The organism is Thiohalocapsa sp. ML1, assembly GCF_001469165.1.
Lineage (GTDB): Bacteria > Pseudomonadota > Gammaproteobacteria > Chromatiales > Chromatiaceae > Thiohalocapsa.
Window position 1 is genome coordinate 1 of the sequence record NZ_JABX01000036.1, and the last position, 25,661, is coordinate 25,661.

Annotated in this window: 18 protein-coding genes; 1 reads left to right on the plus strand and 17 read right to left on the minus strand. The window is 68.5% G+C overall.

What is annotated here, in order from left to right:
* Window positions 1-439: 439 nt before the first annotated feature.
* The gene (rsgA, locus tag ML01_RS19405) at window positions 440-1,489 is read right to left on the minus strand and encodes a ribosome small subunit-dependent GTPase A (RefSeq protein ID WP_058557050.1); all 1,050 of its coding nucleotides are present in this window, start codon (window positions 1,487-1,489) and stop codon (window positions 440-442) included.
* Window positions 1,490-1,532: 43 nt separating this feature from the next.
* Complete coding sequence (locus ML01_RS19410; RefSeq protein ID WP_058557051.1) at window positions 1,533-1,835, minus strand: hypothetical protein; 303 nt, start codon at window positions 1,833-1,835, stop codon at window positions 1,533-1,535.
* A gap of 107 nt (window positions 1,836-1,942) precedes the next feature.
* On the opposite strand from ML01_RS19410, the gene orn reads away from it, so the two are divergent.
* The gene (orn, locus tag ML01_RS19415) at window positions 1,943-2,485 is read left to right on the plus strand and encodes an oligoribonuclease (RefSeq protein ID WP_058557052.1); all 543 of its coding nucleotides are present in this window, start codon (window positions 1,943-1,945) and stop codon (window positions 2,483-2,485) included.
* Window positions 2,486-2,594: 109 nt separating this feature from the next.
* On the opposite strand, the gene ML01_RS19420 is transcribed toward orn, so the two are convergent.
* The 15 genes from ML01_RS19420 to queG form a co-directional block, all read right to left on the minus strand.
* On the minus strand, window positions 2,595-4,628 hold the full coding sequence (locus ML01_RS19420) for a UvrD-helicase domain-containing protein (RefSeq protein ID WP_058557053.1): 2,034 nt from the start codon (window positions 4,626-4,628) through the stop codon (window positions 2,595-2,597).
* Window positions 4,625-11,179, minus strand: coding sequence for a DEAD/DEAH box helicase (locus ML01_RS19425; RefSeq protein ID WP_058557054.1), 6,555 nt, complete (start codon window positions 11,177-11,179; stop codon window positions 4,625-4,627). Before ML01_RS19425 ends, ML01_RS19420 begins: the two co-directional genes overlap by 4 nt.
* A 126-nt stretch (window positions 11,180-11,305) precedes the next feature.
* Entirely contained in the window at window positions 11,306-11,707 is a 402-nt protein-coding gene (locus tag ML01_RS19430; protein WP_058557055.1) for a type II toxin-antitoxin system death-on-curing family toxin, read from the minus strand.
* Entirely contained in the window at window positions 11,707-11,901 is a 195-nt protein-coding gene (locus tag ML01_RS19435) for a hypothetical protein (RefSeq protein ID WP_058557056.1), read from the minus strand. The genes ML01_RS19430 and ML01_RS19435 overlap by 1 nt, the downstream gene beginning before the upstream one ends.
* Before the next feature lie 284 nt (window positions 11,902-12,185).
* On the minus strand, window positions 12,186-12,701 hold the full coding sequence (locus tag ML01_RS19440) for a DUF3368 domain-containing protein (RefSeq protein ID WP_058557057.1): 516 nt from the start codon (window positions 12,699-12,701) through the stop codon (window positions 12,186-12,188).
* 22 nt (window positions 12,702-12,723) lie between these two features.
* The gene (locus ML01_RS19445) at window positions 12,724-13,056 is read right to left on the minus strand and encodes a type II toxin-antitoxin system prevent-host-death family antitoxin (RefSeq protein ID WP_058557058.1); all 333 of its coding nucleotides are present in this window, start codon (window positions 13,054-13,056) and stop codon (window positions 12,724-12,726) included.
* 201 nt (window positions 13,057-13,257) lie between these two features.
* Window positions 13,258-13,488 (minus strand): DUF4926 domain-containing protein, encoded by a 231-nt coding sequence (locus tag ML01_RS19450; RefSeq protein ID WP_058557059.1) that lies wholly within the window; start codon window positions 13,486-13,488, stop codon window positions 13,258-13,260.
* Between the two features lie 9 nt (window positions 13,489-13,497).
* Window positions 13,498-13,833: a DUF6883 domain-containing protein gene (locus ML01_RS29060; RefSeq protein WP_156427862.1), complete on the minus strand. Its 336-nt coding sequence runs from the start codon at window positions 13,831-13,833 to the stop codon at window positions 13,498-13,500.
* Entirely contained in the window at window positions 13,830-14,318 is a 489-nt protein-coding gene (locus tag ML01_RS30770; RefSeq protein WP_254045320.1) for a type II toxin-antitoxin system prevent-host-death family antitoxin, read from the minus strand. The genes ML01_RS29060 and ML01_RS30770 overlap by 4 nt, the downstream gene beginning before the upstream one ends.
* Window positions 14,319-14,511: 193 nt before the next feature.
* Complete coding sequence (locus ML01_RS29065; protein WP_156427863.1) at window positions 14,512-14,679, minus strand: DUF86 domain-containing protein; 168 nt, start codon at window positions 14,677-14,679, stop codon at window positions 14,512-14,514.
* The gene (locus ML01_RS19460) at window positions 14,666-14,968 is read right to left on the minus strand and encodes a nucleotidyltransferase family protein (protein ID WP_058557060.1); all 303 of its coding nucleotides are present in this window, start codon (window positions 14,966-14,968) and stop codon (window positions 14,666-14,668) included. Before ML01_RS19460 ends, ML01_RS29065 begins: the two co-directional genes overlap by 14 nt.
* Window positions 14,961-15,785 carry a hypothetical protein gene (locus tag ML01_RS19465; protein ID WP_058557061.1) on the minus strand — a complete coding sequence of 275 codons (825 nt, stop codon included), beginning with the start codon at window positions 15,783-15,785 and terminating at the stop codon, window positions 14,961-14,963. The genes ML01_RS19460 and ML01_RS19465 overlap by 8 nt, the downstream gene beginning before the upstream one ends.
* A gap of 1 nt (window position 15,786) precedes the next feature.
* The gene (locus ML01_RS19470; RefSeq protein ID WP_058557062.1) at window positions 15,787-21,072 is read right to left on the minus strand and encodes an N-6 DNA methylase; all 5,286 of its coding nucleotides are present in this window, start codon (window positions 21,070-21,072) and stop codon (window positions 15,787-15,789) included.
* 31 nt (window positions 21,073-21,103) lie between these two features.
* The gene (locus tag ML01_RS19475; protein WP_058557100.1) at window positions 21,104-24,007 is read right to left on the minus strand and encodes a DEAD/DEAH box helicase; all 2,904 of its coding nucleotides are present in this window, start codon (window positions 24,005-24,007) and stop codon (window positions 21,104-21,106) included.
* A 461-nt stretch (window positions 24,008-24,468) separates the two neighbouring features.
* Complete coding sequence (gene queG / locus ML01_RS19480; protein WP_371258225.1) at window positions 24,469-25,572, minus strand: tRNA epoxyqueuosine(34) reductase QueG; 1,104 nt, start codon at window positions 25,570-25,572, stop codon at window positions 24,469-24,471.
* Window positions 25,573-25,661: the final 89 nt, after the last annotated feature.

Genomic DNA, 25,661 nt, shown 5'->3' on the forward strand with positions numbered 1-25,661 from the left:
AGGTCGGCTCTCCAGCCTGGAGGTCGGCTCTCCGGCCTGGAGGTCGGCTCTCCGGCCCGGAGGTCGGCTCTCCGGCCCGGACCGGCCCGACCCGGCATCAAGTGTCGTGGTCGTAATCGAACGTTCGCGATGTTGACGGGCTTGACTGGAGTGTTGACCTCCAGGTCAACACGGCCACAGAGCGGGATGCACTGGTTTCGCGACTGCGGAGCCGACCTGGAGGTCGGCTCTCCGGCCCGGACCGGCCCGACCCGGCCCGGCTCCGGCCCGGCTCCGGCTCGGCTACGGGAGGGCAAGTGCCTCGCTGCCGAGCCTCCGCCGTTGCCGCGCCTCTCTACCCCGCGCGCAGAGGTCGGGATCGGTTGGCACTCGGTTCGATTTCGATAGCGATTTCGATAGAACCCCACCGCCCCATCGGGCGGGCTGGCATGGCCCCGACCTACGTGTCCACCAGCCCGTCGCGCAATTGGAGAAAGCGCGTGAGCCGCCCCGGGTCGATGGCCCCCGCCGCCGCCGCGGCGCGCACGGCGCAGTCCGGCTCGTTTTGGTGGCGGCAATCGCGGAAGCGGCAGCCACCGTGCAGCGGGCGCAGCTCCGGGAAGCCCGCTTCGAGCTCGGCCTGGGTGAGCCCCGAGACGCGGAAGCTGCGCACGCCGGGGGAGTCGATGAGCCGCCCGCCGTCGCTGCCCGGCAGCCGATAGCAGGTCGCCGCGGAGGTGGTGTGCCGGCCGAGCCCGGTGGCCGTGGATAGACGGCCGATCTGGATCTCCTGGTCCGGCAGCAGCGCCTGCACCAGCGACGACTTGCCGACGCCGGACTGCCCGAGCAGGATCGCGGTTTCGCCCGCCAAGTGCCGGGTCAACGCGCCCGTGCCCGGCGGCCCGTGGATGCTGATGGGGCAGAGCGGATAGCCCAGCGCGGGGTAGGGCGCCAGGGCCGCCAGAAACCGGGCACGGCCGGCGTCGTCGAGCAGGTCCATCTTCGCTGCCACGATCAGCGCGCGCACGCCGATGAGCTCCGCGGCCACCAGGTATTGATCGAGCAGATAGCCGCTCGGCGGCGGCTCCGGGGCCACGACCACGGCCATCAGCGTGAGGTTGGCCGCGAGCGGCTTGGCGTGGCCGCTGTAGTCCGGGCGGCTCAGGACATTGTCGCGGGGCGCCAGCGCCGTGACGATGCCCTGGCCGGATTCGGTGGGCTGCCAGACGACGCGGTCGCCGCAGACCGGGTGGCCCAGGTTGCGCCGGGCGACGCAGTGGTGCAGCGCGCCGGCGGCGTCTTCCACCGCGAGGTGGGCGCCATGGCGGACCACGATGAGGCCGGACTGCGGGGCGCCGACGCCGACGCCGTTATCGGCCTCGGCGCCGACGACATCGGCGTCAAGCTCGTCCAAGACCGCATCGGTCCGGCTCGCGAGCCGCTCGCGCCGGCGCTCCTGGATCGCCTGGATGCGCTCGCGCTGACGTTCCGACAGCCGCCGCCGGGGCATCAGCCCATCACCCGCAGGCCCGGCGGCGTCCGGCGCATGGGGGTCACTCGCCGAACTTGTAGTACTCCTCGTTCAGCAGGTTCGCGACCGCGTTGACCTCCTCGGGGAACATGCCGGTGTTCAGGTTGGTGTTGCAGGCCTCCACCTGGGTCTTCAACCCGCTCAGGGAGTCGATTTTGCGGTCCGGGCGGGTGTAGACCTCGCTGCCGTGGCAGCTCGTGCAGTTTTGCTCGACGAGCGCGTGGGGGTCGGCCGCCTCCGCCGCGGCGAGCGCGCCGCCGCCGAGCAGGGCTGCCAGCGGCAAGGCAAGGATCAGGGGGCGGCGCAGGGCTGAGAGCAGGGTCATGGCATTCTCCGGTTCTTGCTGGGGTTGAATTCTAGCAACGAGCAAGCCCGCGGCGGGCCCGATCGCGCTACCATCTCGGCACATCGTGGTGGGGGCGGGAGAAGCCAATGGAGCGCGCGGAGAACCTGGCGTGGATCGACCTGGAGATGACGGGGCTCGACCCCTTCAAGGACCACATTCTGGAAATCGCGACCATCGTCACCGACGCCGAGCTGAACGTGCTCGCCGAAGGCCCGGTGCTCGCCATCCATCAGCCGGAGGCGGTGCTCGCGGCGTTGGATGACTGGAACACCCGCCACCACGGCCAGTCCGGCCTGCTGGAGCGGGTGCGCAACAGCGCCGTGACCGAGGCCGAGGCCGAGGCCGCGACGCTCGCCTTCCTGCAGCGCTGGTGCGTGCCGAAGCAGGTGCCGCTGTGCGGCAACAGCATCTGCCAAGACCGCCGCTTTCTGGCGCGCTGCATGCCGCGGCTGGAGGCCTTCTTCCACTACCGCAACCTGGACGTGAGCACGCTCAAGATCCTCGCGCGCCTGTGGGCGCCGGACGTGGCCGAGGCCGTCAAGAAGCAGAACAAGCACCAAGCCCTCGACGACATCCGCGAGTCCATCGCGGAGCTCAGGCACTATCGCGCGGAGCTGTTGCGGGTTTGATCCCGGGTGACGGTTTAGAAATTACCGGTACCCTCCCGGGATCGAGTCAGCGCAGCGAAACCCGACCTCAAGGGCATCGAAATTTTGAAGCGTTGCTGGACGGAGCAGCTCAGCGATAAACGCGTGCCGCCCACTTGGCGCGCGTCATACCGACGTAGACGAGCTTGCGCAGGCGCTCATCGAGCGCGCGGTTCACGACAATGGCCACGGCGTCGAACTCGAGCCCCTTGGCCCGGTGCAGTGTCATCGCGAAAATCCGTGCATCTTTGCGACTCAGGCGCTCGCGGTGCTCGACCGTGGCGACCTTGTGGCCGGCTTCCCGAAGCTGCTTGACGAGCTGATCCCGCAGCTTCAGGGTGTTGGCCATCACGCCGATCTTGGCGTCCGGCCTGTCATCCAGGCAGCGGCCGACGAAGCTCCGGATGCCATCGCGGAGGTCTTCCATCGACGCCCCTTCGATCTGCTCCGGGCTCGGGCCGTGCAGCAGCGAGCGGTAGCGGGACAGCTCATCGCTGCCGCCGTCCAAGTCGTCGACCTCCACCCCTTCCAGCAGCGCGATGGCCGCGCGGCGGATCTCTTCCGTGGTGCGATAGTTCAGGTAAAGCTTGCGCGCGCGGCCGCGGATGTCGATGCCGCAAGCGCCCATGCTGGCCTTGTTCTTGGCGTAGATGCGTTGGTGTCCGTCACCAACGAACATCAGGTCGTTCGGCCCCGGTGGCACCAGCGCGCGGATCAGCTTCAACGCCTGCGGGCCGAAGTCCTGCGTCTCGTCCACAACGGCGTGCGCGTAGGGCGTTTTGCCCTCGGCCGCCAACAGGGCGCAGGCATCGCGGTAGGCGTCGTCCGGCTCCTTCAGACCCTTGGCGCTCAGTTGCAGGCGATAGTTCTCGAAGATCTCCCACAGCGCATCGCGCTTCTTGCGCGAGAGCAGGACGCCCCTGCCGCGGCGCGGTGCCTCGCGGTAGTCATCGCGCGATGCGAGCCCCTGCGCGAGCACGATCTGCTCGAATTCCTCGCGAACGAAGTCCCGCGACAGATCCAGTGACGGGTCGAAGTCCGCCATCGCGAGCGCCCAGATGGGCTCGCACTTGGCCTTGAAGTCGAACGCGATCTCGTGCTCGTAGCGGCGCGCCTTCAGCAGGCGGAACACCAGTGCGTCCAGGTTGATCACGTCGATGTGCCGCAGTTGCTCGGGGGCGCAGATGGACTTGAGCCCGTCTTCGATGTCCAGTGCCAGGTTCGTCGTGAAGGTCGTGAACAGGAGCTTCCCGTCCGTGCCGACCAGGGTGCCGGCCAGATGCCGGGCGCGGTGCATCGCGAGCACCGTCTTGCCCGTGCCCGCACCGCCCAGGATGCGGCTCGGCCCGTTGACGTGGCGCGTTGCTAGTCGCCGCTGCGCGGGATGCAGAAAGACGCGCCACTGTTCCAGCGGCGCTGCCAGGATCTCCTGCAGATCGTTCTCGCCTGCAACGACGTAAAAGCGCGCACGGCTCTCGTCCCGATCCGCCGCGGCGGCGAAGTCCTCGGGGTCGATGTCGCGGTCCACGCGGGTCTCGCGCTCGGCCAGGATGCGCGATACGGGGTCCCCCGCCAGCACCAGGAACAGGCCCTCGTAGGCCTCCACGGGCAGCTCCGGCTGCATGGCGTCGAGGTCGCCCTCGGAGCGGATGGTCCGCACCGCCGGCAGCATCTCCTCCGGCACGCCGAGCGCCATAAGGTCCCGGTCGGAGAGCCCGGAGAAGACGGGCACAGGCTCGGACGGCGCCGCGGTTGCCGCACGCTGCAGCGTTGCCTCGACGAAGCCGACGTTCGTGAGGCCGAGCGCGCCGTTGACCGGATTGACACTCAGCTTCCGCTTGGTCGCCCAGGCGTAGGCATCGTCGTGTTTGTCGATGTGCAGCCAGACGAACACATTGTCCCGGGGCGCCCGGAAGATGATGCCCCGATAGCCCTGATCGATGCGCACCGAGCGCAGGTTCTTGTCCTGCGCGCCCCGGATGGTCTCGTAGTTGATGCCGGGGCTCCTTGGGTCGGTCTGGAACTTGAGCATGAACTCGAGCCCCTTGGTCTGCACCGCCGCCGGCAGCGCGGTCATGCGCTTGATGACGTCGTTGCTGACAATGATCTTGACGTCGTCTTTCATGGGTTCCGGCCTCGCAGGGCATGCTCGATGGCGAGCCACCAGTTCCGGGATTCTTCGATGACCGCGTAGCCGGCGCGCTGCCAGCTCGCTGCACACTCCATCTGCGCCACCGTCAGGAGCACCACCCGGGCAACCTCCCACAGCGCCTCCGCCACTCGGTAGCCGCCGTCGTCGTCGATCTCGGCGCCGATGGCATCGGGCGCCGGCACGCCCGCGTTGCCGAGGTACAGGAAGCCCTGCCTGAGGCGCTCCAGAAACTCCGCGGCGTCGAGGATCTCTGCCCAGCCGAGGCTCGCTGCCGCCGGTGGTGCCTGCGCTTGCGGCTTCGGCACCGTCAGGGTCGCGCCCGCATTCAGCATGGACTCGGTGAGCAGCACCACGCCCGGCGTGGCCTGGAGCAGGTTGGCCAGGCGCAGCCACTGCCGCCAGTGCACCCGGCCGTGCTTGGGATCGGCGGCGATCGCGGCGTCGTTCAGCACCAAGGCGCCGCCCAAGGGATAGTCCGACGTGCTCTTGCCGGTGAGGAACCGGGGTGCCGCCATGCCGACCCAGTGTACGAGCTGCTTGTCCGGCCCCTGCAGATGCACGCTCCAGCGGTCGATCTGGCCGTCCTCGCTCAACCAGTCGGGCAGCGCGCCGAGCACGGCCGTGCTGCGCGCCTTGATGCCATCCGTCACCTCGTTCGGCCGCAGCACGCTGCGCATCAGCAAGTGGCGCCCCGTCGATTGCAGGCGGCTCAAGGGGTCTTGCTCCGCGGGGCAGGGCTGGCCGAGCAGACGGAGCAGCAGGGCGATGGCGTTCGCGGTGAGATCCGCCGGCGGCACCTGCGGTAGCTGCTCGGCCGGAATCTGTTGCCCCGATGGCGTCATCAGCACGCCGAGCGGGCTCTCCAGGTCGGTGCCGGCGGCGAGCTTGGTCGCTGCCTCAATGTCCTCGAAGGTCACGGACCACACCCGATAGGCGCCGCGCAGCATCAGCGTGGCGCGCTTGCGGGCGTCCTCCGGCAGCGAGCCCTGATGATGCTGCCAGCCGTCCACGAACACGGCGACGGGCCGCATCGGGCTGGATGACTTGGTGGCCGAGATCACGAAGTCCGGCTGGCACAGGGTCTGCCCCGAGGTGGCGTCCTCGATGGGCACCTGGGTGTCCACCCAGTAGCTGTGCGGCCCCGCCGCCAGCAGATAGGCCGTCTTGCCGGCCTTGATGTCTTGCGTCACCTGTACCGGCGGCAGCTTGCCGCCATCCGCATCGGGCTGCCCGCCCAGCGCCTGCAGCGCCGGCAGCAAGCGCCGTTCCAGCTCGGAGCCGAAATCCGGGTTGATGTAGATCTCGGACAGGCAGCCCACCGACTCGCGCTGGAATTCTCCCTCCACCAGCGCTTCCAGCAGCTCCAGCGCGGTGGCGCGGGAGATGTGCTTGCGGTTGCGGCCCTGGCGATAGTGGAAGACGCACTGATAGCAGCCGTCCGTGCCCTCGATGTACTGGCAGGCGCAATCGCGGATCACGGCGTGGGCCGCCGCCAGCACCTGCGTCAGCGTATCGGCATCGCCCCCCAGCAAGTGTTGCAGATAGCCGGTGCCGCCGGGCACCGAGTCGTAGATCAGGATGTAGGTCTTGCCGGCGCCCTCGGCGCTGCCTGCCTCCGCCATGGTCTCGAAGCGCAGGTGGTCCACCTTGCCGCCGAAGCGCTTGCGCAGCCCCAGTTGCAGCGCCGACATGAACGAATAGGTGGTCCGCTCGCCGGAGCCAAAGCCCTGCGGCACCATGATTCGCACGCACTCGGACTCGAAGCGCCGATACAGAAACAGCCGATCCAGCAGATGCTCGCTGCCCTTGCCGTGGCGATGCGGGCAGTCCGGCGTGTGGGTCTGCTTGCGCTCCTCATGCCTGGGGCTCGAGCCCGCGGGCTGCACCATGCCGCAGCCCCGGCACAACGAGAACCCGGCCTTGGCGCTGTCGTTGCCGGCGATCACGATGCTGTTGTCCAGCGCGGCGACCGGCGTCGGCTGGCCCAGATTGAGGTCGTGGAAGGTCGCGCGGGCGATGAGCTCGAAGCCGTACAGCGCCTGCGCCGATGCCAGCGTCCAGGCGCTGCGCACGTCCGTGCCGGCGAAGTTCATCAGGAGCTGGCGTTCGTAGTAGCGCGGATTGCGGGCCTCGTCGGTCTCGGTGATGCGAGTCTTCTCCTGCCTGCGGATATTCGCCACCGCGCGCTTCAGCCGCAGCGCCGGCCGCACCTGGCTGCCGTCCGCCCAGTGCGTGTTGCCGCACTGGGGGCAGGCGGCGGACTGGCTCTCCGGCTCGGTGAGCGGGGTCAGGCAGTGGCAGGCCGGGCAGAAGCGATGCGCCGCCGGCGGCTCGACGCCGAGATCGATCTGGTCGATCTCGACCTTGCTCTTGTGCGCAAAGAAGGTATTGCGCGGCGCAAACTCCGCCAGCGCCGCGTGGGCCGGGCGGCTGTAGCGGTGCACCGGCACCGCGTATTCCGCGCCGGTCTTGCGGCTGCCGTGGATGATGGTCGTGAGCGCGACGCCTTCCTCCGGAAAGGCGTAGTTGGGCAGGAGGCCGGCGTTGGTCATCGCCTCCGGCAGGTACTCGTTGTTGAGCTGGCGGATGCGCTCGGTGAGGCCGTCGCGCTCCTTCTCCAGGAGGTCGATCTCGGCCAGCGTCTGCTCGTCCTCGGGGCGCTTGCGCAGCCGGCCGAGCTCGGCGTTGATGGCCTTGCGCCGCGCCTTCCAGGACTCGCGCTCGGCGTGCGTCTCCTCGAAGTAGGCCAGAAAGTGCGCCCGCAGGTGCTTCTGCTGCTCCGTGCCGGCGAGGAGATCTGCGAGCTTCTGCCGCGTCTCCTTGGTCAGCGCGTCGCCAAGCAGCCGGCAGAAGGCATCGAACAACACCGGCTCGTGGCGGTTGACGAAATCCAGATAGTTGAACGGGAAGTGCGCCGTGTCGCCGCCGCCCTTCGCCACCTGATCCAGCGCCTCGCTCAGCTTGTCCGGCAGGCTCGGGTTCTCCTCGGCCACCCAGTGGTCGAAGCAAAAGGCATAGAGCTGCCGGCGCAGCACCTCCGCCGCGTTCAGGTAGATGGCCGGCGGCTCCACCGCGCCGTGCAGCATCTCCAGCGGGTTGGCGAAGTGGTACTGGTCGTGCCCGTCGGGCGAGGCATCCGCGATGGCAAGCACCGCCGCGTTGCCGTCCCGGCGCCCGGCGCGGCCGACGCGCTGGACGTAGTTGGCCTGGTTCGGCGGAATGCCGCCCAGCATCACGCTGGACAGGGCGCCGATGTTGATGCCCATCTCCAGCGTCGGCGTGGCGGAGAGCAGGTTCTCGTACCAGGGCTCGCACGCGGCCTCCGGCGCCATGAAGCGATCCTGCAGCGCAACGCGCTCATCGCGCTCCAGAAGCCCCGTGTGCTCGTGGGCGATGACGCGGGTGATGTCCCCCTGCTGCATTCGCGCATGCCACCAGCTTGGCGCCGCGGCCGGCTCCGGGCGCAGGGTCTCCGCGGGGCTGTTCCAGGCCGGCAGCCCGGCCAGTGCCTCCGCCGCCTGTGCCGGCACCCACAGCGCCTGGGCGCCGGACGGCGTCACCAGCCGGCGCAGGTGCCGATACAGCCGGAGCCGGCCCGGCTCCAGGCCGAACACCTCCGCGCGCCGGCCCTTGTGGTCCAGCGGCACGAAGCGCCCGAGGCCGGCCTGCGCCAGCGCCTTCAGCAGCTCCTCGTAGGCCAGCGTGATGATGCCCGGCGAATGCAGGCGCAGCCCGAGCGCGAGCTGCGCCCAGCCGAGCAGCGGATTGCCGTCGCGCTCTTCTAAGTGCAGAAAGCGGAGCGGGCCGGCATCGCGGGCGATGAAGCGCGGCGCGTCCGCACGGCCGCGATGCGGCAGCCAATGCTTGCGCTGCGGCGCAAACTGAAAGGCGTTGTAATCGCCGGTCTCGGCGTAGCGGTCCAGCTCCAGGTGGAAGATCGCGCCGGCGCGGATCAGCGTTAGCACCGTGCCCAGGGCCCAGAACAGCACCCGGTCCGCGGACAGGTCCTCGAGCCCGCCGCCGGCCTCGCGCAGCGCCGGGGTCAGGGTGCGCGACAGGGCGTCGAGATCGGCCAGATCCGGAAACAGCGCCGCGATGCCGACCCGCGTCAGCGTGCGCCCGCGATCCGAGCGATGGGCAAACTCCTCCGCCGCCCGCCACTGCATGCGCTGGCAGAGCATCTGCGGCAGCCGCGAGCCCGCCGGCAGTTGCCCCGTGTCCTTGAGCTTGCGCCAGTCGGCCAGCCATTCCATGCCCGGCGGCATGAAGCGCGCGACGAAGTCCCGCGGTGCCAGCGCGAGCGGGCTCGCCGGGTCCAGCCACGCGCGGCCGAGCGCCTCCAGCGCCTCGCCCCAGGGCGGCGCGCCAGCATCGTCCGGCGGCAGCAGCGCCAGCGCCCGGGCGATGCCGGCGCGCATCAGGTGCGTCTCGGTCTTGGACTCGATATAGCCCGCGCGATGGGCCGCGTCCTGCACCGAGTCCGAGAACAGGATCAGCTTCTTGTGGTCGTTGAGCCGGGCGGACCAGAGCCGTTCCACGGCGTGGGCGGCGATGCTGGTGGTCTGGGCGCCGATGATGAGCTGCCCGCCGCGCTCGCCGCACACCGGGCAGGTGTCGTCGTGGACCGTCACCTGGCGGGCGTTGTGCTTGGCGTCGTCGGTGCCGCGCGGCTCGAAGGTGCGTGTCGCCGAGACCACATGCACGGCCAGCACGTCCTCGCTCTGGCAGTGCGGGCACTGGGTCAGGTGCTCGCTGCTCAGGTGGCCGCACTGGCCGCACAGGCTCTGGCGCAGCACCGGCACCAAGGGGCGAAGGGGGCGAAGGGGGCGAAGGGGCCGCGCCGCGCCGGCGTCGTCTGCCGCCGGCCGCGGATAGATGCGCGCGACGAACGGGTCCGTGTGGCGCGCAAAGAAGGCCGCGTAGATGGCATCGGCCGCGCTCACGACCCGGCTCTGCTGCGGCGGCTTCAGCGCCAGCCAGCCGGTGCTGTGGCAGTGGCGACACTGCACCAGCGGCAGGCGCAGGCGCTCGCGCCGGGTCAGCACGGCCGCCTCGGAGGACAGCTCGATCTGCGCCGGGTCGCGGCTCACGGTCGCGAGCACCCGGCGCAGCTCCTGCAGCCAGAGCTGCACGCGCAGCGTCACCAGGAAGCCGAGCGTCTCCGGCGGCGTGTCCGCGTTCACCGCTTGGCCGGGGTAGGGCGCCCGCGCCCAGGCCACCAGGGTCAGCAGCGCCGCGATGAGCGCCGTGGCCTCCTGTTGCAGACGCGCGCTCAGGGTGCGCTTCAGCTTGTCCGCGATCTCCTCGACGGTGACCGGCGCCCGGGTGGCGGTGCGCAGCAGCGACTGAAACAGCAGGTGCTTCTTCAGCTCCGCGCCCAGCCGCACGCGCCCGGGGCCGGTGTCGAGCCCCGCGGTGAGCTCGGCGAGGCTGTCCGGGTCGCTGAAGAAGGCGGGCAGGAAGCGCGCCACCGCCTCCTGCGGCCGGTCGAAGGTGCGCTGTGCGATGGCCGCGAGCACGGTGCCGTCGTCCGGGATCAGGTGCTCGACGACGTTCTGACCGATGAAGGCATCGAAGCCCTGGCGCCGCTCGACGATGACCGAGCCCGCGTCGAAGTCGGTCGCGAACACCTGCCCCGCGTACTCCCGCAGCGGGCCGGTGTCGCTGGCGTCGCCGAGCGTGGCGGAGGTGCCGATGCAGATGAGCCGCCCCGGATTGCCATCGGTGTCGCAGTGCAGACGGTGGCGCAGCCGGCGGATCAGCATGGCCAGGTCCGTGCCCTGGGCGCCGTCGAAGGTGTGCAGCTCGTCCACCACCAGAAAGCGCAAGGTGTCCGGGGCGTTGTAGCGCCACAGCGGCCGGTCCTTCGGCCGGATCAGCAGAAAGTCCAGCATCTTGTAGTTGGTGAGCAGGATGTCCGGCGGATCATCGCGCAGCACGTCCTTGTCCGTGATCACCGAGTCCGGCCCCATCACCGGCGCATCCGGCCGCGGCGACGTGCCGGCCTTGCCCGGCTTGTACTTGCCCTTGCCGGAGCCGACGAAGAGCCCGGCGCGGATGCCGTGGAAGGCGGGCGTCCGGTGCACCAGCTCCGCGATGCGCTTGGCCTGGTCGTCCGCCAGCGCGTTCATCGGGTAGATGACGATGGCCTTGATGCCGGGCCTGCCCCGGGCCTTTTGCTCGGCGGCGTCTTCGAGCACCGGGTACAGAAAGCACTCCGTCTTGCCGGAGCCGGTGCCGGTGGCCACTAGCGTGGACAGGCCCTCCACGGCGCAGCGCCGCCAGGCCTCTTCCTGGTGCAGATGCGCCGCGTGCTCGGTCTCGAAGCCCTTGAAGAAGCCCTTGCCGCTCTCGCCGGCGACGAAGGGCATGCCGAGCTGCACGTAGGGCCCCTTGACCCAGGTCGGCGCCTCGATCAGCCGGCGCACCGCGTCTTTGAAGTGCTCCGTGGAGGGCTCGAACTGGGTGCGCAGCGTCTCGGCGATGCCGTGACGGACCTCGTCGATGACCAGCGACGGGAGCATCTGTGCGTTCCTCAGGCATCCATTTTTGTTGTGTCTTGCCGGGGCTCGGCTCGCGCTGGTCTCCTGACAAGGCGCGTTAGCTGGCCCCGGAGTCGCCAAGACCGGGTGCCGAGGCGGAGCGGCTCCCTAGCCCGAGGAAGTTCCGGGCGCCGGCACGGTGTGCGTTCGGACCCAGTCAGTAAAGGCGTCCCGGGGTATCGCCCCGGCCGCAAGCTCCAGCATCACCCGCTCCTGCTCGTCCACGTGGCAGACGATCTCGTGGCCGTTAAGCATCAGGAAGACCTCCATAGCCGCATGTCCGACGCGTTTGTTGCCGTCGAGAAATGGATGGTTGCAAACCAGCGAGAAACAGAGTGCCGCAGCCTTGCCGGCGAGATCGGCATAAAGATACTCGCCGCCGAAACCGGCACGCGGCTGATTGACGGCCGACTCGACGGCGCCGAGATCCCGGACCCCGCCGGCGCCACCCGTGGCGGCGATGACGCTGCGGTGCAGCTCCAGCAACTGGTCAACCGAAAGATACCGCATCAGGCGAGGCGCCGGTACAGATCCCGGTTTTTCGCCAGGACGCGCTCGACGGCTGCCTCGAAATCGTTCTCCTGCTTGATCAGGTCGTCGATGAATTCGGCCAGCAATTGCTCAGGCTCCATGCCGATGCGGCGTGCCTTCTCGCGGAAAGCGTCGGCCTTGGCGTCGTCGAGCTGTAGGGTCATCGTCGTCATAGTCTGGCTGTTCCGATGTCGATCGTTTTCAGGTCGCCGGGCAGGGTGTCGTTAAGCCCAACGGCCATCCTGGTGGCGTTGATCATAACTCCGACCACCGCAGCGACCGCTTGCGTAGTCAGGCCATCCTGGCGTGACGCCATCAGGGCTGGAAGCCCTGGCTACGCACGGAGCCCGCAGCACTTGTGGGGACGATCAGAAGTCCGTGGAACAAGCGCAGCGGTTCCACCAGCTGCGTACCAACGCGGCGGAGGGTGGGCACGGCTCAGCGGCCTTTGCCCAGCCTACCCGGTGGCCCCGGTCTCGCCGGCTAGCCGCAAGACTTCCCGCACCAAGCTGTCCGAGAGCCGATAGCCGTGCTCTGCCAGCGCCGCGAGCAGCGGTGCCACGGACGGCACCAGACCATGGCGCTGCGCGGCGAGCAGCACGCCGGCAAGGCCTACCACCGGGACGCCGCGCCGGCGCGCAACCGCACGTCCGCGCCGCTCGTCGATCAACAGGAAGCGGCAGGACAGCGCCTCGGCCAGCAGGATCGCCGCAGCCTCGCCGGCGTCGAGCACCAGGCTGAGCTGTGCCAGGTCCGACGCCAGGTGCGGCGGCAGCGCGCGCGCCTCGATGACGCCGGCGCCGAGGGCGGCGGACAGCAGGCGCGCGCCCGGGCGGTCGGAATCCAACCGCAGCTCCGCCAGGACGGCCTCCGGCACCGTGACCGTGCCATAGGGCGTCGGCAGCAGCGACAGGTGCTCGATGCGGGCCAGGGCGATCAAGGGCCCGGCGTCTGCGATGACGACCCCGCTCATCCCGGCCTCCGCCCGCGTGCCGCTACAGCGCCGCGTCCAGCTCCTCGGTCAGCTCCGCGGCCGGATAATCCACGGCGGCCAGCCCGAGCGGCGCCAAGAGATCCATGAAGGCATCCAGCGAGAGCCCCGCCAGCCTGGCGGCCTGGGCCAACGTGACACGGCGTTGCTCGAACAGCGCCAGCGCCAGCGCGCGATGCACGCCCTGCTGGAGGAGGCGCTGGTCGAACGGCACGGCCAGGATGGCCGGCCGGCCGTGCTTGGTGATGATGGCGAGCTGCCCCGCTTCGGCGTCCTTAAGCAGGTCGCCGGAGCGGGTGCGCAGATCGCGCACGGAGAAGACGTCGAGTGGCTCCATCGGGTTGCCTCCGGGAAGTTGCCTCTCGGAACATGTGCCCACAAAGCGTAGCACGGACGACAGTCCGCCCCGGGTTCGTCGGCAGGGTGCGCAGCGGTGAACCGGCAGTGATCGATCGGACACCGCGTCATCCGCTGGCTGGATCGTCGCGCGAAGACGCCGAAGAGCAGAAGCTGCGGTCACGGTCCCGGCGCTGCCGCGTTAGGCAGCGCGAAGATTCCTGGCATGTGGAATCTCGTGCGGGCCGATCGGCCTGACTTGACGCGATTCGAGCTCCAAAACCGCGGCTGTCTCGCCGTCTAACGTGACGAACTCCACTTCGTAGGCTTTGCCGTCACCATGAACGTAGACGACAGCCCCGATATCTCCGGGCTCTAGTCCATGCTGTGGCATGGCCTCCGTCAGAATGACTCTGTCATGTTCTTTAATCATTGCCTCTACCTATGATAAGGGATAAGCGGTAATCAGGCGGGCGCATTCTTTGTCGTCAGCGATTATCCAGATTGTCTTGATCGGCGGGGTTGTGCCATTTGGTGCCAAGATGGGGCCAACTATGACGTACTTGGTACCGTATCTTCCCTGAATAGACTGAAAGTAGTCGTTTTCTTCGGCTTGTTTCGCCAATGCGGATGCGAGGACTTCCCATTTGTCCCGCGAGAATCCGCAGCCAAGAAAGAAGCGCGCTTTCGACTCACCTTCAGGGTGCTCAGTAGAAAGAAGATAGTCGACGACTTTCCGTTGTTCTACCTCGACGTTGCTGCAATTCGGAATTCTCATTCCGACTCATCCTGTGTCAGCGGGGTTTTGGTTGCTGAGCATGCGCTGCTTGGGAACCCAGTGCGGGAAGCACTGCTTCCCGTGACGGCTTTGATCATCGTTCCGGCCGCAATGACCCGAGGTCCTGCTCGTGACACCGCTCCTGCGGTGTCACGCGCTCTTCGGCACTCTGCGCCCCGCGGGGTGTGACGGGGCGACGAGGTCGGCAGCGGCCTTGGGACGGCGAATAGATCCATGAAGGCATCCAGCGAGAGCCCCGCCAGCTTGGCGGCCTGGGCCAACGTGACACGGCGTTGCTCGAACAGCGCCAGCGCCAGCGCGCGATGCACGCCCTGCTGGAGGAGGCGCTGGTCGAACGGCACGGCCAGGATGGCCGGCCGGCCGTGCTTGGTGATGATGGCGAGCTGCCCCGCTTCGGCGTCCTTAAGCAGGTCGCCGGAGCGGGTGCGCAGATCGCGCACGGAGAAGACGTCGAGTGGCTCCATCGGGTTGCCTCCGAGGAAATGTGCCCACAAAGCGTAGCACGGGCGAGGGTCCGAGCCGGGTGCATCGGAAGGGGCTGCGCGGCGGTGAAGCCGCGGAGCCCGCGGCAGTCCTGCTCGTGGTCAGGCCGCAGGCACGGGGCCTGGTGGGGCCTAGTCGGCGATGGCGCGCCGGTGCGGGGCAGCGGGCAGGGTGTCATGCCCGAGCGGCGGCTTCACCGACGATCTCGACTGCCCGAGTCACCGCGAGACAGAGCATCGGGTCCGTGTCCAAATCCGCGCGCTGTCGGCCTTGCACGAACGACAGCGCCTGCTCTGCTGCCTCCAGCATGTGCGTGAGCCGCCAGCGGTCATCCGGCGACATATTGCACCTCTGCCGTATGCAGAACCTCATTCCGGAAGAAGCGGCTCAAATCTTCGGGCGTGCGCAGGTCAACCTTTTTGCCGACCGCTTCCGACAGCTCGATTTCTATCTGCGCTATGTCCAGCAGCGTCGGACGTGCGTCGGGCTCGAGCTCCACGAGCAGGTCCACATCGCTATCCGGTCTCGCGGTGCCCTTCAACTGCGAGCCGAACAGGGACAGGCGCCGCACGCGATGGGTACGGCAGATGTGTGCCAATGCCGCCCGGTTGAGGCTCAGGGACTCATGCATGGTATGTCTCATCTAAAGGTCCAACGGCAAGCTGGTGCAGACCTTCGTCGCGCTTGCGTCGGGCCTCGCGGATGTCGTCTTGCAGATCCAGCGCCTTGTTGAGCAGGCTCGGCGTGCCGGTGACCGTGGACACGCGCAGCATGGCGGACAGCATGCGTTCCAGGCCAAGCCAGGCGTTGGGGTCCGGCAGCAGGGTGCTTCTTGCCTGATCCAGGATGCCGTCCAACACGGACTCCGGCGCAACGGCCAGGGTTCGCTCGCCAAGCGCGGGGTCATTGATCTCGTGCCCCAGCGCCGCGCGGGTGCTTGCAACGGTCTGGTTCAAGTGCGCAATCAGGCCGGCCCAGTCCGGGAATTCCGCCGGCTGCCGCAGGTGCTCAAAGCCGAGCCGCAGCACTGCCGCTTCGATGTAGGCCTTGTCCACCGGCGTTTGGTGCTGCCTGCGATACGGTGGCCGCACGAGCAGGAAACGGCCGGCGGACGCGACCACGGCCCAGCCGTCTGCGGGGGACAGGGCGATGAGTGTCAGCATGTGGAGACCTCCGTCAGTTGCACCGAGCGACGACGGCGCGCGACCGGACGCTGCGGCCATCCTGGCGGCTACCTCGTAGCGGTTCAGGTAGGCGCCGTCGCGGAAGACGCTCGCTGCCACGAACAAACGCATATTGACGCCGATCCGTCCGGCAGCGCGGATCTGCTCTAGAAAGCGGTCCATGCGGCCGGTGGCGTCGTGGTCGCCCTCGTGGACACGGCGCAGATCGTCCACCTGTTGCTGAAGGCGTGCGGTGTTGTCGCCGGCAAGTTGAAAGAGGTTCATGTCACGCCTGCTGCGGGTCTTGGTCTTGTGGCTGTTTCGCGGCGCGCGGGTCCGCGCTGTCGGGCTGAAAGAAGGTCCAGGCGAGGCGGTAGTCGTGCTCGCGGTCGGGGCGGAGGAAGGGGGCGTGGTAGGTGATGGTGCGCCGGTGCGGGCCGCCGGGCAGGGTGTCGTCCCAGAAGGTCTTGGTGACGGTGCTGCCGGCGGGCAGGTCGCGGACGTCCTCCCAGCCGAGCAGGGTGTCGGTTTCTTCCCGGTCCGGGGTCTTCAGGCCGTAGCTGATGCCGGCGTCGCGGTCCGCCTTGCGGGCCTTGCGCGGCAGGCCGACGCCGATGAGGCCCTTGCTGGGCGTGAAGACGATGCGCCCGGTCTGGTCGTACCAGGTGTCGGCCTCGTATTGGCGCATCACCGGGAACTGGACGCGGTAGATGGTGAGCAGCTCCTCCAGCGTCAGGCCGAGCGCCTGGGCCACCAGCACGTCGATCTCCAGCAGCGCCTGGCGGCGGCTGTAGTCGGTGCGCAGCGCGCAGTTCCGTTGCCAGGCGGGGGTGAGGTTGGCGAAGAAGTCCTTGTCGGCCCGCAGGCACGCGGACCATGGGGGGCTGCTCGGGTCGTCCGGGTCGACGGACCAGCGTTGGTCGCGGAAGTCGGGTTGGTAGCAGGATTGCCAGAGGTCGGTGTAGTGGGTGGTGAGGCAGTTGAGCGCAAGCGCTCTCGCCGCTGGTAGAGACAAAATCTCAGCGCGCGAGCGAATGGGTAGCAGGCGCAGAACGGATTCGTATAAATCACCTTTGCCAGTAGTCTTGATGAAGAAGTCAAAAACAATCGAAAAAGCGGATGCAGCAAAATCGAGAAGAACATCCTCGGTGTGAAAGGTTGTGGAAATTACGGGGTGAATGTGGGCGACATTTGGAGGCACGATAGCGCCCGATAAGGTCCGTTCTCCTGACTGGCTAAGTTGCCTTCTGCAATAGAGACGGTAGAAATCGGCCACGCGGCGGATTCCCTCGGTAGTTGCATCCGCCCACGGCACTCGCGGCGTCCGCTCAGCGTACTCCATCGGCGAGCATGCGGGCACGTAGTTGGTGCGCGGCAGGTAGTCGTCTGTAATGGCGGTAAGGTCAACGCAGTCGTAATGCCCGTTGGCCGTACAGATTGCTCGGGGTGTCTTGTAAAAGGGCGTGCCGACGAAGAAGTGGGGGCCGGACAGCACCCATTGCCCGGGGTGGTCCGGAAAGCGCGTCTCGCGCCGAATCGTGCCGTCTTTCTGCTGGTTCGTCTCGTGCCACATCTCCAAGGACAGATACTCGCCCTTCAGGTCTCCCAAACGCCGCGGCTGCCTGGCGAACTTCTCCAGCACCGCTAGCAATTGCCGCGCATGCAACGCGGGCAGTCGGGCTTGCAGCGGCGGCGTGGCGGCCTCGTCATAGAGCTTTGCGAAGAGCGCGAGCTCGTGCTCGCCGACCGGGATCATTCGCTCGCGGTGGCCGGCGGTGTTCCAAGTCGACCGGCCGCCGTCTTGCTCGGCCTTGATGCCCGGCACTGGGCCTGAGCCGTCGTGGTCGAAGCAGGCGTCGACGGTCTGCGGAAGGAACAGGTTCGCGACATGCGTGAAGTCGGGCGCTTGCTGCGCGTGGCCGTAGATGTTGATGCTGAACTTGGCGTGGTGGTCGACGTCACCGAACAGGATCAGCTCGTTGGCGAACTGGTAGTGTGCTCGCAGCCTCGGATAGACCTCAGCCCGAAAGAGCCCGCCCTTCGGGTCATCGTAAATCCCTTCCGGATGGAGAAAGCCCGACACGCCGCGGGCATTGCTCAACATCCACGCCTGCGGCAAAAAGCACTTGTATAGATTGGTCTGAACGCCCTTCAGCAGCGGATAGTTCTGCCCGGCATTCAAGAACGCCTGCATCCCCGCCTGCTCGCAATACTCCCCGAGCCAGGCGGCTCGCATGTCCGGCCATTCCTCGAATAGGGCCGCGCGGCGCTTCGCCAGCTCGGAGGCGCTCATCTTGCGGATGGCGATCTTCGGGTCCGCCTCGCCGAGGATGCCCTTTTCTTCCCACTCCACCTTGAGCCAGGGCGGGTTGCCGAGGATGAGGTCGAAGCCGCCGCTCTCCGCCTTGCCCTCGCCCTCACTCCCGGCCCCTTGCCCGCGGGGCGCGGGGCGGTGCCAGCGGAAGAGGTCCGCAAAGGCCAGCTCCCAGTGGAAGAAGCGGTAGCGCTCCGCGAGGCGCTCCACCTGCGCGACGCGCGGGAAGTGCTCGCGCAGGCGCCGGATGCGCAGCTCCCCGTAGCGGTCGTGCAGGGTCCGGGTCTCGGTGGCGGCGGCGAGGCTGCGCTGGCCGGGCAGGTCGTCGAAGAGCGTGCCCTGGACGTCCGGCACCAGCACCTGCTGCTCGACCCGGGCGGGCTGCGGGGACAGGTCCAGCTCCGTTTGCTCGTCGATGTCCATGAGGTTGCCGTCCAGGATGGCGCCGATTTCGGTGATCCACTGGGTGCGGGTGGGCAGGGTGGATGCCTGGTCCAGGGGCCAGAACCAGAGCGCGCACCAGTAGTCCATCACCAGCTTGAGGCGGCGGTAGGCGGTGGCGGTGTCGGCGTCCTCGCTCAGCATGCCGGCCTTGCGGGTGGCCTCCTTGCTCGCGCGGCTGGTGACGCTGGGCCTGCTCGCATCGGGGCCGGTGTCGGGCCAGACGGGCAGCGGGTCCTCGGTGCGGGCGCGGTCCTTGGCCAGTTGTTCCGCGTGCTCGCGCCAGAGGGCGTCGATGCGGGCGCTGAGCTGCGTGAGCCGGCGCAGCTCGACGTCGGAGAAGGGGCGGGTGAGCGCCTTCTGCCAATCCTTGATCTGCTTCAGCTCGTCGCCGAAGTACTCTTTGACGGCCTTGTTGGCGTAGTCGCACAGGCCCTCGTCGGGCAGCAGAAAGTGGTAGATCTCGTCGTCTTGGCGCGGCTCGGCAGGCGTGACGCGGCGCGGCGTGGCGTAGATGTAGCAATCCGGGTTGGGCTCGGACTTGGTCTTGCCGTAGTAGTCGCTGGCGTAGTGGTTGATGCGCCGCGGCGCGGTGACCTGCTTGGCGCTGAACACCTGCGGCCGGGCGCCCACCAGGGAGTTGCCGTTGAAGAGCTGGTAGCCGAACCAGGGCACCCGCGCCGGCAGCGGCCGGCCTTGGGCATCGGACTCGCCGTAGATGGCGTTGAGCCAGAGGCTGACCTCGGCCAGCTCCGTGGCGATGGGGTTCAGGTCCACGCCGAAGACGTTGGCGTCCGCGAGCCGCATGCGGACCTTTTGCAGCTCCTGCGGGTATTGGTCGTGGGGGATGCGGCGCTTCTGCTCCGCCTGCTTGCGGGCGAGATAGGCCTCGGCGAGCTGGTTCACGGCCTCGTTCAGGAAGGCGGCGCTGCCCATGGCGGGCTCCAGCACCTTGAGCTTCAGGATGTCGTCCGCGCTCTTGTCCGCCAGTAGCTCCTTGAGCGCGTACCTGACGAGGCACTGGGTCAGGGATTGCGGCGTGTAGTAGCTCGCGCTCTTCTGGCGGTCGCGCCCGGCGAGGCGGTAGATGAAGCTGCCCTTGGGGTAGACGCGCAGCTCCCGGCGGCCTTCTGCGTTCAGAAAGGTGACCTTCTCGCTGTTGTGATAGTCGCCGATGCGGTCCCGGGTGACGAACCAGCCGTTGCCGAGCAGGTCCGTGCTGCCGCCGTAGTCCGTCTCGCCGGCGTCGCCGGTCTCGTCGTCGCTGTCGCTGTCGGCATCGGCGTCGGCATCGTCCTCATCGCCAACCCGCGCGGGCTTCGACTGCTTCGGCGCCGGCATCACCTCGTAGAGGTCCTCGGCGGCAAAGAACCCGCGGTAGGACAGGAGCGACTCGTACACCGCGCCGAGCTGGTTGATGGAGAGCGCCTGGTAGCTGACCCGGCGGGTGCGGCGGGTGCGCGGGTCCTTGGCGAAGGACAGGCCGCGCAGCACGCGCTGCCAGAGGTGGTTCGGGAAGCGGACGCGGTTTAGGAGCGGCGTGCCGGCGGGGTCGAACAGGCGGCTGTCGAGCGGCGGCAGCTCGAAGGCGTTGACCGTGGCGGCGCCGGTGAGGCTGCGGTGCGCGATCCGGGTGCCGTCCGCCACCAGCGCGAAGAGCTTGCGCAGGCTTTGGTCGAAATAGCTCCCCTGCTGCGCGGCGGTGGTGTGCAGGTCCGTCAGCGTGAGCTCGCGCAGGTGCTCCAGGCTGTAGCCGCGGGTGTAGACGTCGCTCTTGTCGATGGGCACGTAGCCCAGCTCCGGGCGCGCCTCGATGTAGAACAGGAAAATGAGCCGGTAGACCAGGCGCACGCACTCGGTGCTGAGCCGGCCGGCGTCCAGCGGCTTGACGCTGCCGGTGAAACTGTAGTCGTGGTCCGCGATGAGCTGGCGGGCGGCCTCGTTGCCGAGCAGCTCGATGGCCTCGCGCAGCGCGTATTTGAGATCCTCGCTGACGCCGGCGTCGTGCTTGTGGGACTCGGCGTCGAGCCGGTCCAGCAGGCCGTCGCCCTGGCTCGGGCAGAGTGCCTCGCGGTGTAGCAGGGCGTGGCAGGCGGTGAGGGTGGCCGGCGGCTTCCGGCCCAGGATGTCTTCCAGGTCGAAGCGCAGGCAGCGGTTGGCGGGCCACTTGAAGCGGTCGATGAGCAGCCATTGCAGCTCGCCCACCAGCAGCACGAAGCGCGGCGGATGGTCGGCGGCGAAGAGCGCGTCGGACAACAGCGCCGCGAGCGGGCGCGGGGTGCGGCTGTGCTTGTCGAGATAGGCGGCCGGGGTGTCCTCGATGCGGAAGTGCCGCGGCGAGTAGGTGACGGCGAGCGGGTCGGTGGCGGGGTCGTCGGGGCGCGGCTTCTGCTCCGGGTTGAAGGCGGGCAGGACGACCAGCTCCGGCAGGTCCGCGGCCTGCTCGCCGCCCTTGCCGATGGCGGCCCAGATGGGCAGGGGCTGGCCGCCGAGCCACTCGCGCTCGTGCGGGTCGAGGGCGTAGCCGAGCGCGTCGAGCAGGCCGCGGTGCAGGCGCTGATGCCAGAGCAGCCGGGCGGCGAAGTCGGCCTCCGGCGGGTAGGCGGCGTGCTGCTGGAAGAAGGGCGCGGCGAGGCGGCGCAGGCGCTTGTCGACGGGGTCTTGGTGCTGCTGGGGGTCCGGCTCGCCGCTCGCCGCCTGCCCCTGCAGCCAATCCTTGATGCGCGACTGGAAGACGTGCGCAAAGAAGTGGTGGCTGTAGAAGGCGTTCTCGTTGGCGATGCCGGGGAAGACATCGAAGCGGTCTGGGGTGTCCATTGCTCAGTTGCGCCGTACTCGCAGAAGGCGGTCAGGACGCACCAGGGCGCGCCACCCCGGCGAGCACCTGCACGAAGGGCACCGGCTCGACCTCGAGGCTGTTCTTCACCCATTGGCCGTATTCGGTGAACACGTCCTCGATGTCCTTGCTGCGGTGCGCGCGCTTGCCTTGCTTGAGCTGCTCGGGCTGGTCGGACCGGGCCAGGCGCAGCTCCAGTTGGCGTTCCTGTGCGCCGCGCAGTGCGCCGAGCTCCGCGAGCTTGCGCGCGACCTCGGCCGCGCGGGCGGCGCTGAACTGGCGCACCTGCTCTTCCACGTAGAGCTGCATGGTCGCGACCGCATCGCCGAGAGCGGCTTGCAGCGCCGGCAGGTCGAGCGGGCGCTTGGCATTGGGCAGGCGGCGCTCGCCGATGTCGGCGCGGGCGCAGAAGGCGTCGAAGTCCTCGATGGCGTAGTCGGCCGCGCCGCGGCGCACGATGGCCTTCCAGTCCGCGATGAGGGGCTGGCCCTTGCGGTTCGGGATCAGGCCCAGCATCAGGAAGGCGTGCTCGTTTGCCGCCAGCCGCGGGCTTGCGAGCACCGGGGCGCGGCGGCGGCCGACGGCACCGATGACCCGGTCCATGAGCCAGCGGCAGATGGGGTGCTGGGGCCACAGGAACTGGATGTCGGGCCAGGCGGCGCCTTGACGGTCTTGCTCGCGGGCACGCTGGATGGCCTGCTCGACGATGCCGCGATCGGCCGAGAGCACGTATTGATCGGTCTCGCGCAGCACCTCGGCGGGCAGTTGCCGGCGCAGGCGCCGGCGCAGGTCGGCGGGCGGGTCGAGGCGCAGCATGCGGGCCTGGTCGTCGATGCGATAGCCGGCGGCCTCCGGGATGGTGGCGATGGCGTGCTTGGCGAAGGTGTAGATGTCCTCGAAGCAGCGGTGGGGCTCCGGCGGCAGGGCGGCGGGCGCTGCGTCTGCGCCGCCGCCGAACAGCGCGGCTTCCCAGTCGTCGTCGTCCGCTGCGTCCGGGGCGGGGGCGGCGTCGATGCATTCGCGCTGGAACTGCTCGGCACTCATGCCGTCGGCCAGGGCGTCGGCGACCACCTGCTCCTCGGCCTCGATGCTGTGCTTGCGCAGGATGGACGCGGGGTCGCCGATGTTGCGGCTGATCTGCTCGTCTTTCTGCACCAGCACCTCGATGACGCGCAGGTCGCCTTCGATGCGTTCGATGCCCGACTGGGTGAGCAGGTAGTCGATGCGCGGCCTGTGTACTTGACCGAAGCGGTCCACCCGGCCGTTGCGCTGCTGAAACACCATCGGCGACCAGGGCAGGTCGAAGTGCACGAGCCGGTGGCAGAGGTAGTGCAGGTTGAGGCCTTCGGAGGCCACGTCGGAGCAGAGCAGTACCCGTAGCGGGTCGTGCGTCTGGCCGAAGCGCTCGACGATCTCCTGCTGCTCGATGTCCGCGAGGCCGCCGTGCAGCAGGCTGAAGGCCGGCCCCTTGAGCCCGAGGTCGCCCGGCAGGTGAGCCAGGAGCCACCTCAGTGTTTCGATGCGCTCGGAGAAGATCACCAGCCGGTCGTGGGTGTCGGCGCCGGTCCAGCCGGCAGCGGGGTCGCGCAGCGCGCTCAAGAGACGCTGGTACTTGCTGAAGTGCTCGGGTGCGATGGCGTCGAGCGTCCGCAGCAAGGCGGCGCAGGCTTGGCTCTCCGCGTGCTCGGCGTCGGTGAGCCGAGGCTGCCGGCTGAGCTTGTCCATGCGGTGCTGCGCATAGGCCGCGGCGGCGGCGGGGCTCGAGAACAAGGCCTTTTGCAGGCCGACGCGCTGCAGCTCGCCCTGCCTGCCCTCGGTACACTCGCCGCGCTGCGTGAACGGGATGCTCAGCGCGGCCTGGAAGGCGGTCTCTTCCGCGGGCGAGGCCGCGGCGGCGAGGCGGCGCGTCGCGGGCTCCGGGAATTGATCCCGGGCCCGGCCCTGGATGTCCTTCTTGAAGCGGCGGACGAAGAGGTCTTTGCGGTCGAGGTCGGCGCGGGTGTAGTCGTCCGGGTCCGAGATGGCGGTGGGGTCCAGCAGCCAGATCAGGGACGCAAAGCTGCGGGCGGAGCCGTCGTGGGGCGTGGCGGAGAGCAGGATCAGGGTGTCGGACTTGGTGGCGAGCTGCTTGGCGAGCCGCGCGCGCTGCGAGGAGGCGGCATCGCCCTTGCGCATCGCCACGTTGTGGCACTCGTCGATGACGATGATGTCCCAGCGCGAGCGCTCCAGGTAGTTGCGGTACTCGCCGTTGCCCTTCAGCGTGTCCATCGAGATGATGGTCTTGTCGTAGTAGTTGAAGGGGTTGTGGCCGGAGGGGATGTTGTTGCGCAGGCGCTCGATGCCGGCAGAGTCGAGCCGCACCAAGGGGATGGTGAAGCGGGACCACCATTCCTTCTGGAACTGCGTCAGCATGCTCTTCTGCGTGACCACCAGGATGCGCCGGCCGCGCCCGCGGATGTCCAGCTCCGTGGCGAGCATGCCGGCCTCGAGGGTCTTGCCGAGGCCGACCCCGTCGGCGATGAGGATGCGGGTGCGCACCTGCCGCAGGCCCTTCTCCGCGGGTACGCGCTGGTAGTCCGCGGGCTGCATCACGGCCTGGTGGGCGCGGTGGATGTGCGCGTCGTTGGCGACGGTGCCGAGGCGCTGGCTCTCCAGGTAGAGCAGGGTGTCGGTGAAGAAGTCGCTGGTGTCTTGGAACAGCTCCGTGTGCGCGGGGTCGTGGACCGCAATGTCGTCTTCCAGGCGGTCGAGAAAGATCGCGGAGGTGCCGCGCACCAGCTCCGAGAGTCCGTCGCAGGTCAGGGCATGGCCGCCGTCGTCGCTGAGGTCGACGCGGCGGATCACCCAGTCCTCGTCGCGGATGGTGACCCGCGCGCCGGGGGCGAGATTGCGCGGCAGCCCGGTTTTTAGGTCCATGCGTGCGATGTGGTGCGGATTTCGCTGGCCGAGTGTACAGGTCGGGTCAAGGGTCGGCGTTGCGTTGATGGTGCACGAGTGCCGGTCCCCTGGCAGACGCGCGTCGCCAAGGGCCGCGGGATCGGTCTTGATCATAACTCCGACCACAGCAGCGGTCGCCTGCATAGTCAGGTCGTCCTGGCCTGACGCCACTAGATTGCTTGACGGCGCCAAATGCTTGCAGATGAGTCAAGTTTCGAACGGGGCGACGTCGGCGACCGTGGTTTCGTCGTCGTCGTCGTAATCGTGGTCGTAATCGAACGTTCGCGGTGTTAACGGGCGTTGACTGGAGTGTTGACCTCCAGGTCAACACGGCCACAGAGCGGGATGCACTGGTGTGTCGCGACTGCGGAGCCGACCTGGAGGTCGGCTGTCCGGCCCGGCCCGGTTGCGGGAGGGCAGGTAACGGAGCCCGCGCGGGCTCAAGAGGACTGCGCCGCCAGCGCCCAGCGCACGTGATCGCGCACCAGGTCGCTCGGATGGTCGCCGCGGGCGGCGAGCGCTGCCTGCACCTTGACGGATTTCGGCGCGTTGCCAAGCGCGACGGCGATGTTTCGGAGCCAGCGCTCGTGCCCGATGCGGCGGATGGCGCTGCCCTCGGTGCGGGCCAGAAACTCCGCTTCGTCCCAACTGAACAGCTCGATGAGCGTGGCGGTGTCGAGGCCGTTGCGGGGCAGGAAGTCGGTCTCGACGGTTTGGCGGGCGAAGCGGTTCCAGGGGCAGGTGAGCTGGCAGTCGTCGCAGCCGTAGATGCGGTTGCCGAGGCGCGCGCGCAGCGGCTCCGGGATCGGCCCTGGATGCTCAATGGTGAGGTAGGAGATGCACAGCCGCGCGTCCAGCACATAGGGCGCGACGATGGCGTGCGTCGGGCAGATGTCGATGCAGGCCTTGCAGCGCCCGCAGCGGTCGGCGGCCGGTGGGTCGGCGGGCAGGGGGAGATCGCAGTAGATCTCGCCCAGAAAGAACCAGGAGCCGGACTGCTGGTTGATCAGGTTGGTGTGCTTGCCAATCCAGCCGAGCCCGGCCTTCTGGGCCAGCGGCTTCTCCATGACCGGCGCCGAGTCCACGAACACCCGATAGCCGAAGGCACCGACCTTGGCCTCGATGCGCTGTGCGAGCCGCCGCAGGCGGTGCCGCAGAACCTTGTGATAATCCCGCCCCAGCGCATAGCGCGACACGAAGGCCTGCGCCGGCGAGCGCAGCACCTGCTCGATGTTGACCTGATATTCCGGCAGATAGTCCATGCGCGCGGAGATGATCGACAGCGTGCCCGGCACCAGCTCCGCGGGGCGGGTACGCTTGGTGCCGTGGCGGGCGAGCCAGTGCATCTCGCCATGCATGTGGCGGCCGAGCCAGTCCGTGAGGCGCTGCTCGGCGGTGCTGAGATCGCAATCGGCGATACCCACTTGCTGAAAACCGAGCTCCGCGCCCCAGGCCTTGATGGCACGGGCGAGGTGTGCGGCCTCGCCGTTGGGCAAAGCGGGGCAGTGGGGTGCCGGCTGCGGCAAGGGGTCTGGGTTGCTCACGGGGCTCAAGCTTCGCATGGAAGACGAGGGACAGCACAATACTGCCGCCCGTCCTGACCGATGTCGTGAAGACGCGGCAAGGACAGCGG

Excerpts from the sequence above, each read along its gene's own strand:
- rsgA (WP_058557050.1), bottom strand. The coding sequence starts at position 1,489 with ATGCCCCGGCGGCGGCTGTCGGAACGTCAGCGCGAGCGCATCCAGGCG.
- ML01_RS19410 (WP_058557051.1), bottom strand. The coding sequence starts at position 1,835 with ATGACCCTGCTCTCAGCCCTGCGCCGCCCCCTGATCCTTGCCTTGCCG.
- orn (WP_058557052.1), top strand. The coding sequence starts at position 1,943 with ATGGAGCGCGCGGAGAACCTGGCGTGGATCGACCTGGAGATGACGGGG.
- ML01_RS19420 (WP_058557053.1), bottom strand. The coding sequence starts at position 4,628 with ATGAAAGACGACGTCAAGATCATTGTCAGCAACGACGTCATCAAGCGC.
- ML01_RS19425 (WP_058557054.1), bottom strand. The coding sequence starts at position 11,179 with ATGCTCCCGTCGCTGGTCATCGACGAGGTCCGTCACGGCATCGCCGAG.
- ML01_RS19430 (WP_058557055.1), bottom strand. The coding sequence starts at position 11,707 with ATGCGGTATCTTTCGGTTGACCAGTTGCTGGAGCTGCACCGCAGCGTC.
- ML01_RS19435 (WP_058557056.1), bottom strand. The coding sequence starts at position 11,901 with ATGACGACGATGACCCTACAGCTCGACGACGCCAAGGCCGACGCTTTC.
- ML01_RS19440 (WP_058557057.1), bottom strand. The coding sequence starts at position 12,701 with ATGAGCGGGGTCGTCATCGCAGACGCCGGGCCCTTGATCGCCCTGGCC.
- ML01_RS19445 (WP_058557058.1), bottom strand. The coding sequence starts at position 13,056 with ATGGAGCCACTCGACGTCTTCTCCGTGCGCGATCTGCGCACCCGCTCC.
- ML01_RS19450 (WP_058557059.1), bottom strand. The coding sequence starts at position 13,488 with ATGATTAAAGAACATGACAGAGTCATTCTGACGGAGGCCATGCCACAG.
- ML01_RS29060 (WP_156427862.1), bottom strand. The coding sequence starts at position 13,833 with ATGAGAATTCCGAATTGCAGCAACGTCGAGGTAGAACAACGGAAAGTC.
- ML01_RS30770 (WP_254045320.1), bottom strand. The coding sequence starts at position 14,318 with ATGGAGCCACTCGACGTCTTCTCCGTGCGCGATCTGCGCACCCGCTCC.
- ML01_RS29065 (WP_156427863.1), bottom strand. The coding sequence starts at position 14,679 with ATGTCGCCGGATGACCGCTGGCGGCTCACGCACATGCTGGAGGCAGCA.
- ML01_RS19460 (WP_058557060.1), bottom strand. The coding sequence starts at position 14,968 with ATGCATGAGTCCCTGAGCCTCAACCGGGCGGCATTGGCACACATCTGC.
- ML01_RS19465 (WP_058557061.1), bottom strand. The coding sequence starts at position 15,785 with ATGAACCTCTTTCAACTTGCCGGCGACAACACCGCACGCCTTCAGCAA.
- ML01_RS19470 (WP_058557062.1), bottom strand. The coding sequence starts at position 21,072 with ATGGACACCCCAGACCGCTTCGATGTCTTCCCCGGCATCGCCAACGAG.
- ML01_RS19475 (WP_058557100.1), bottom strand. The coding sequence starts at position 24,007 with ATGGACCTAAAAACCGGGCTGCCGCGCAATCTCGCCCCCGGCGCGCGG.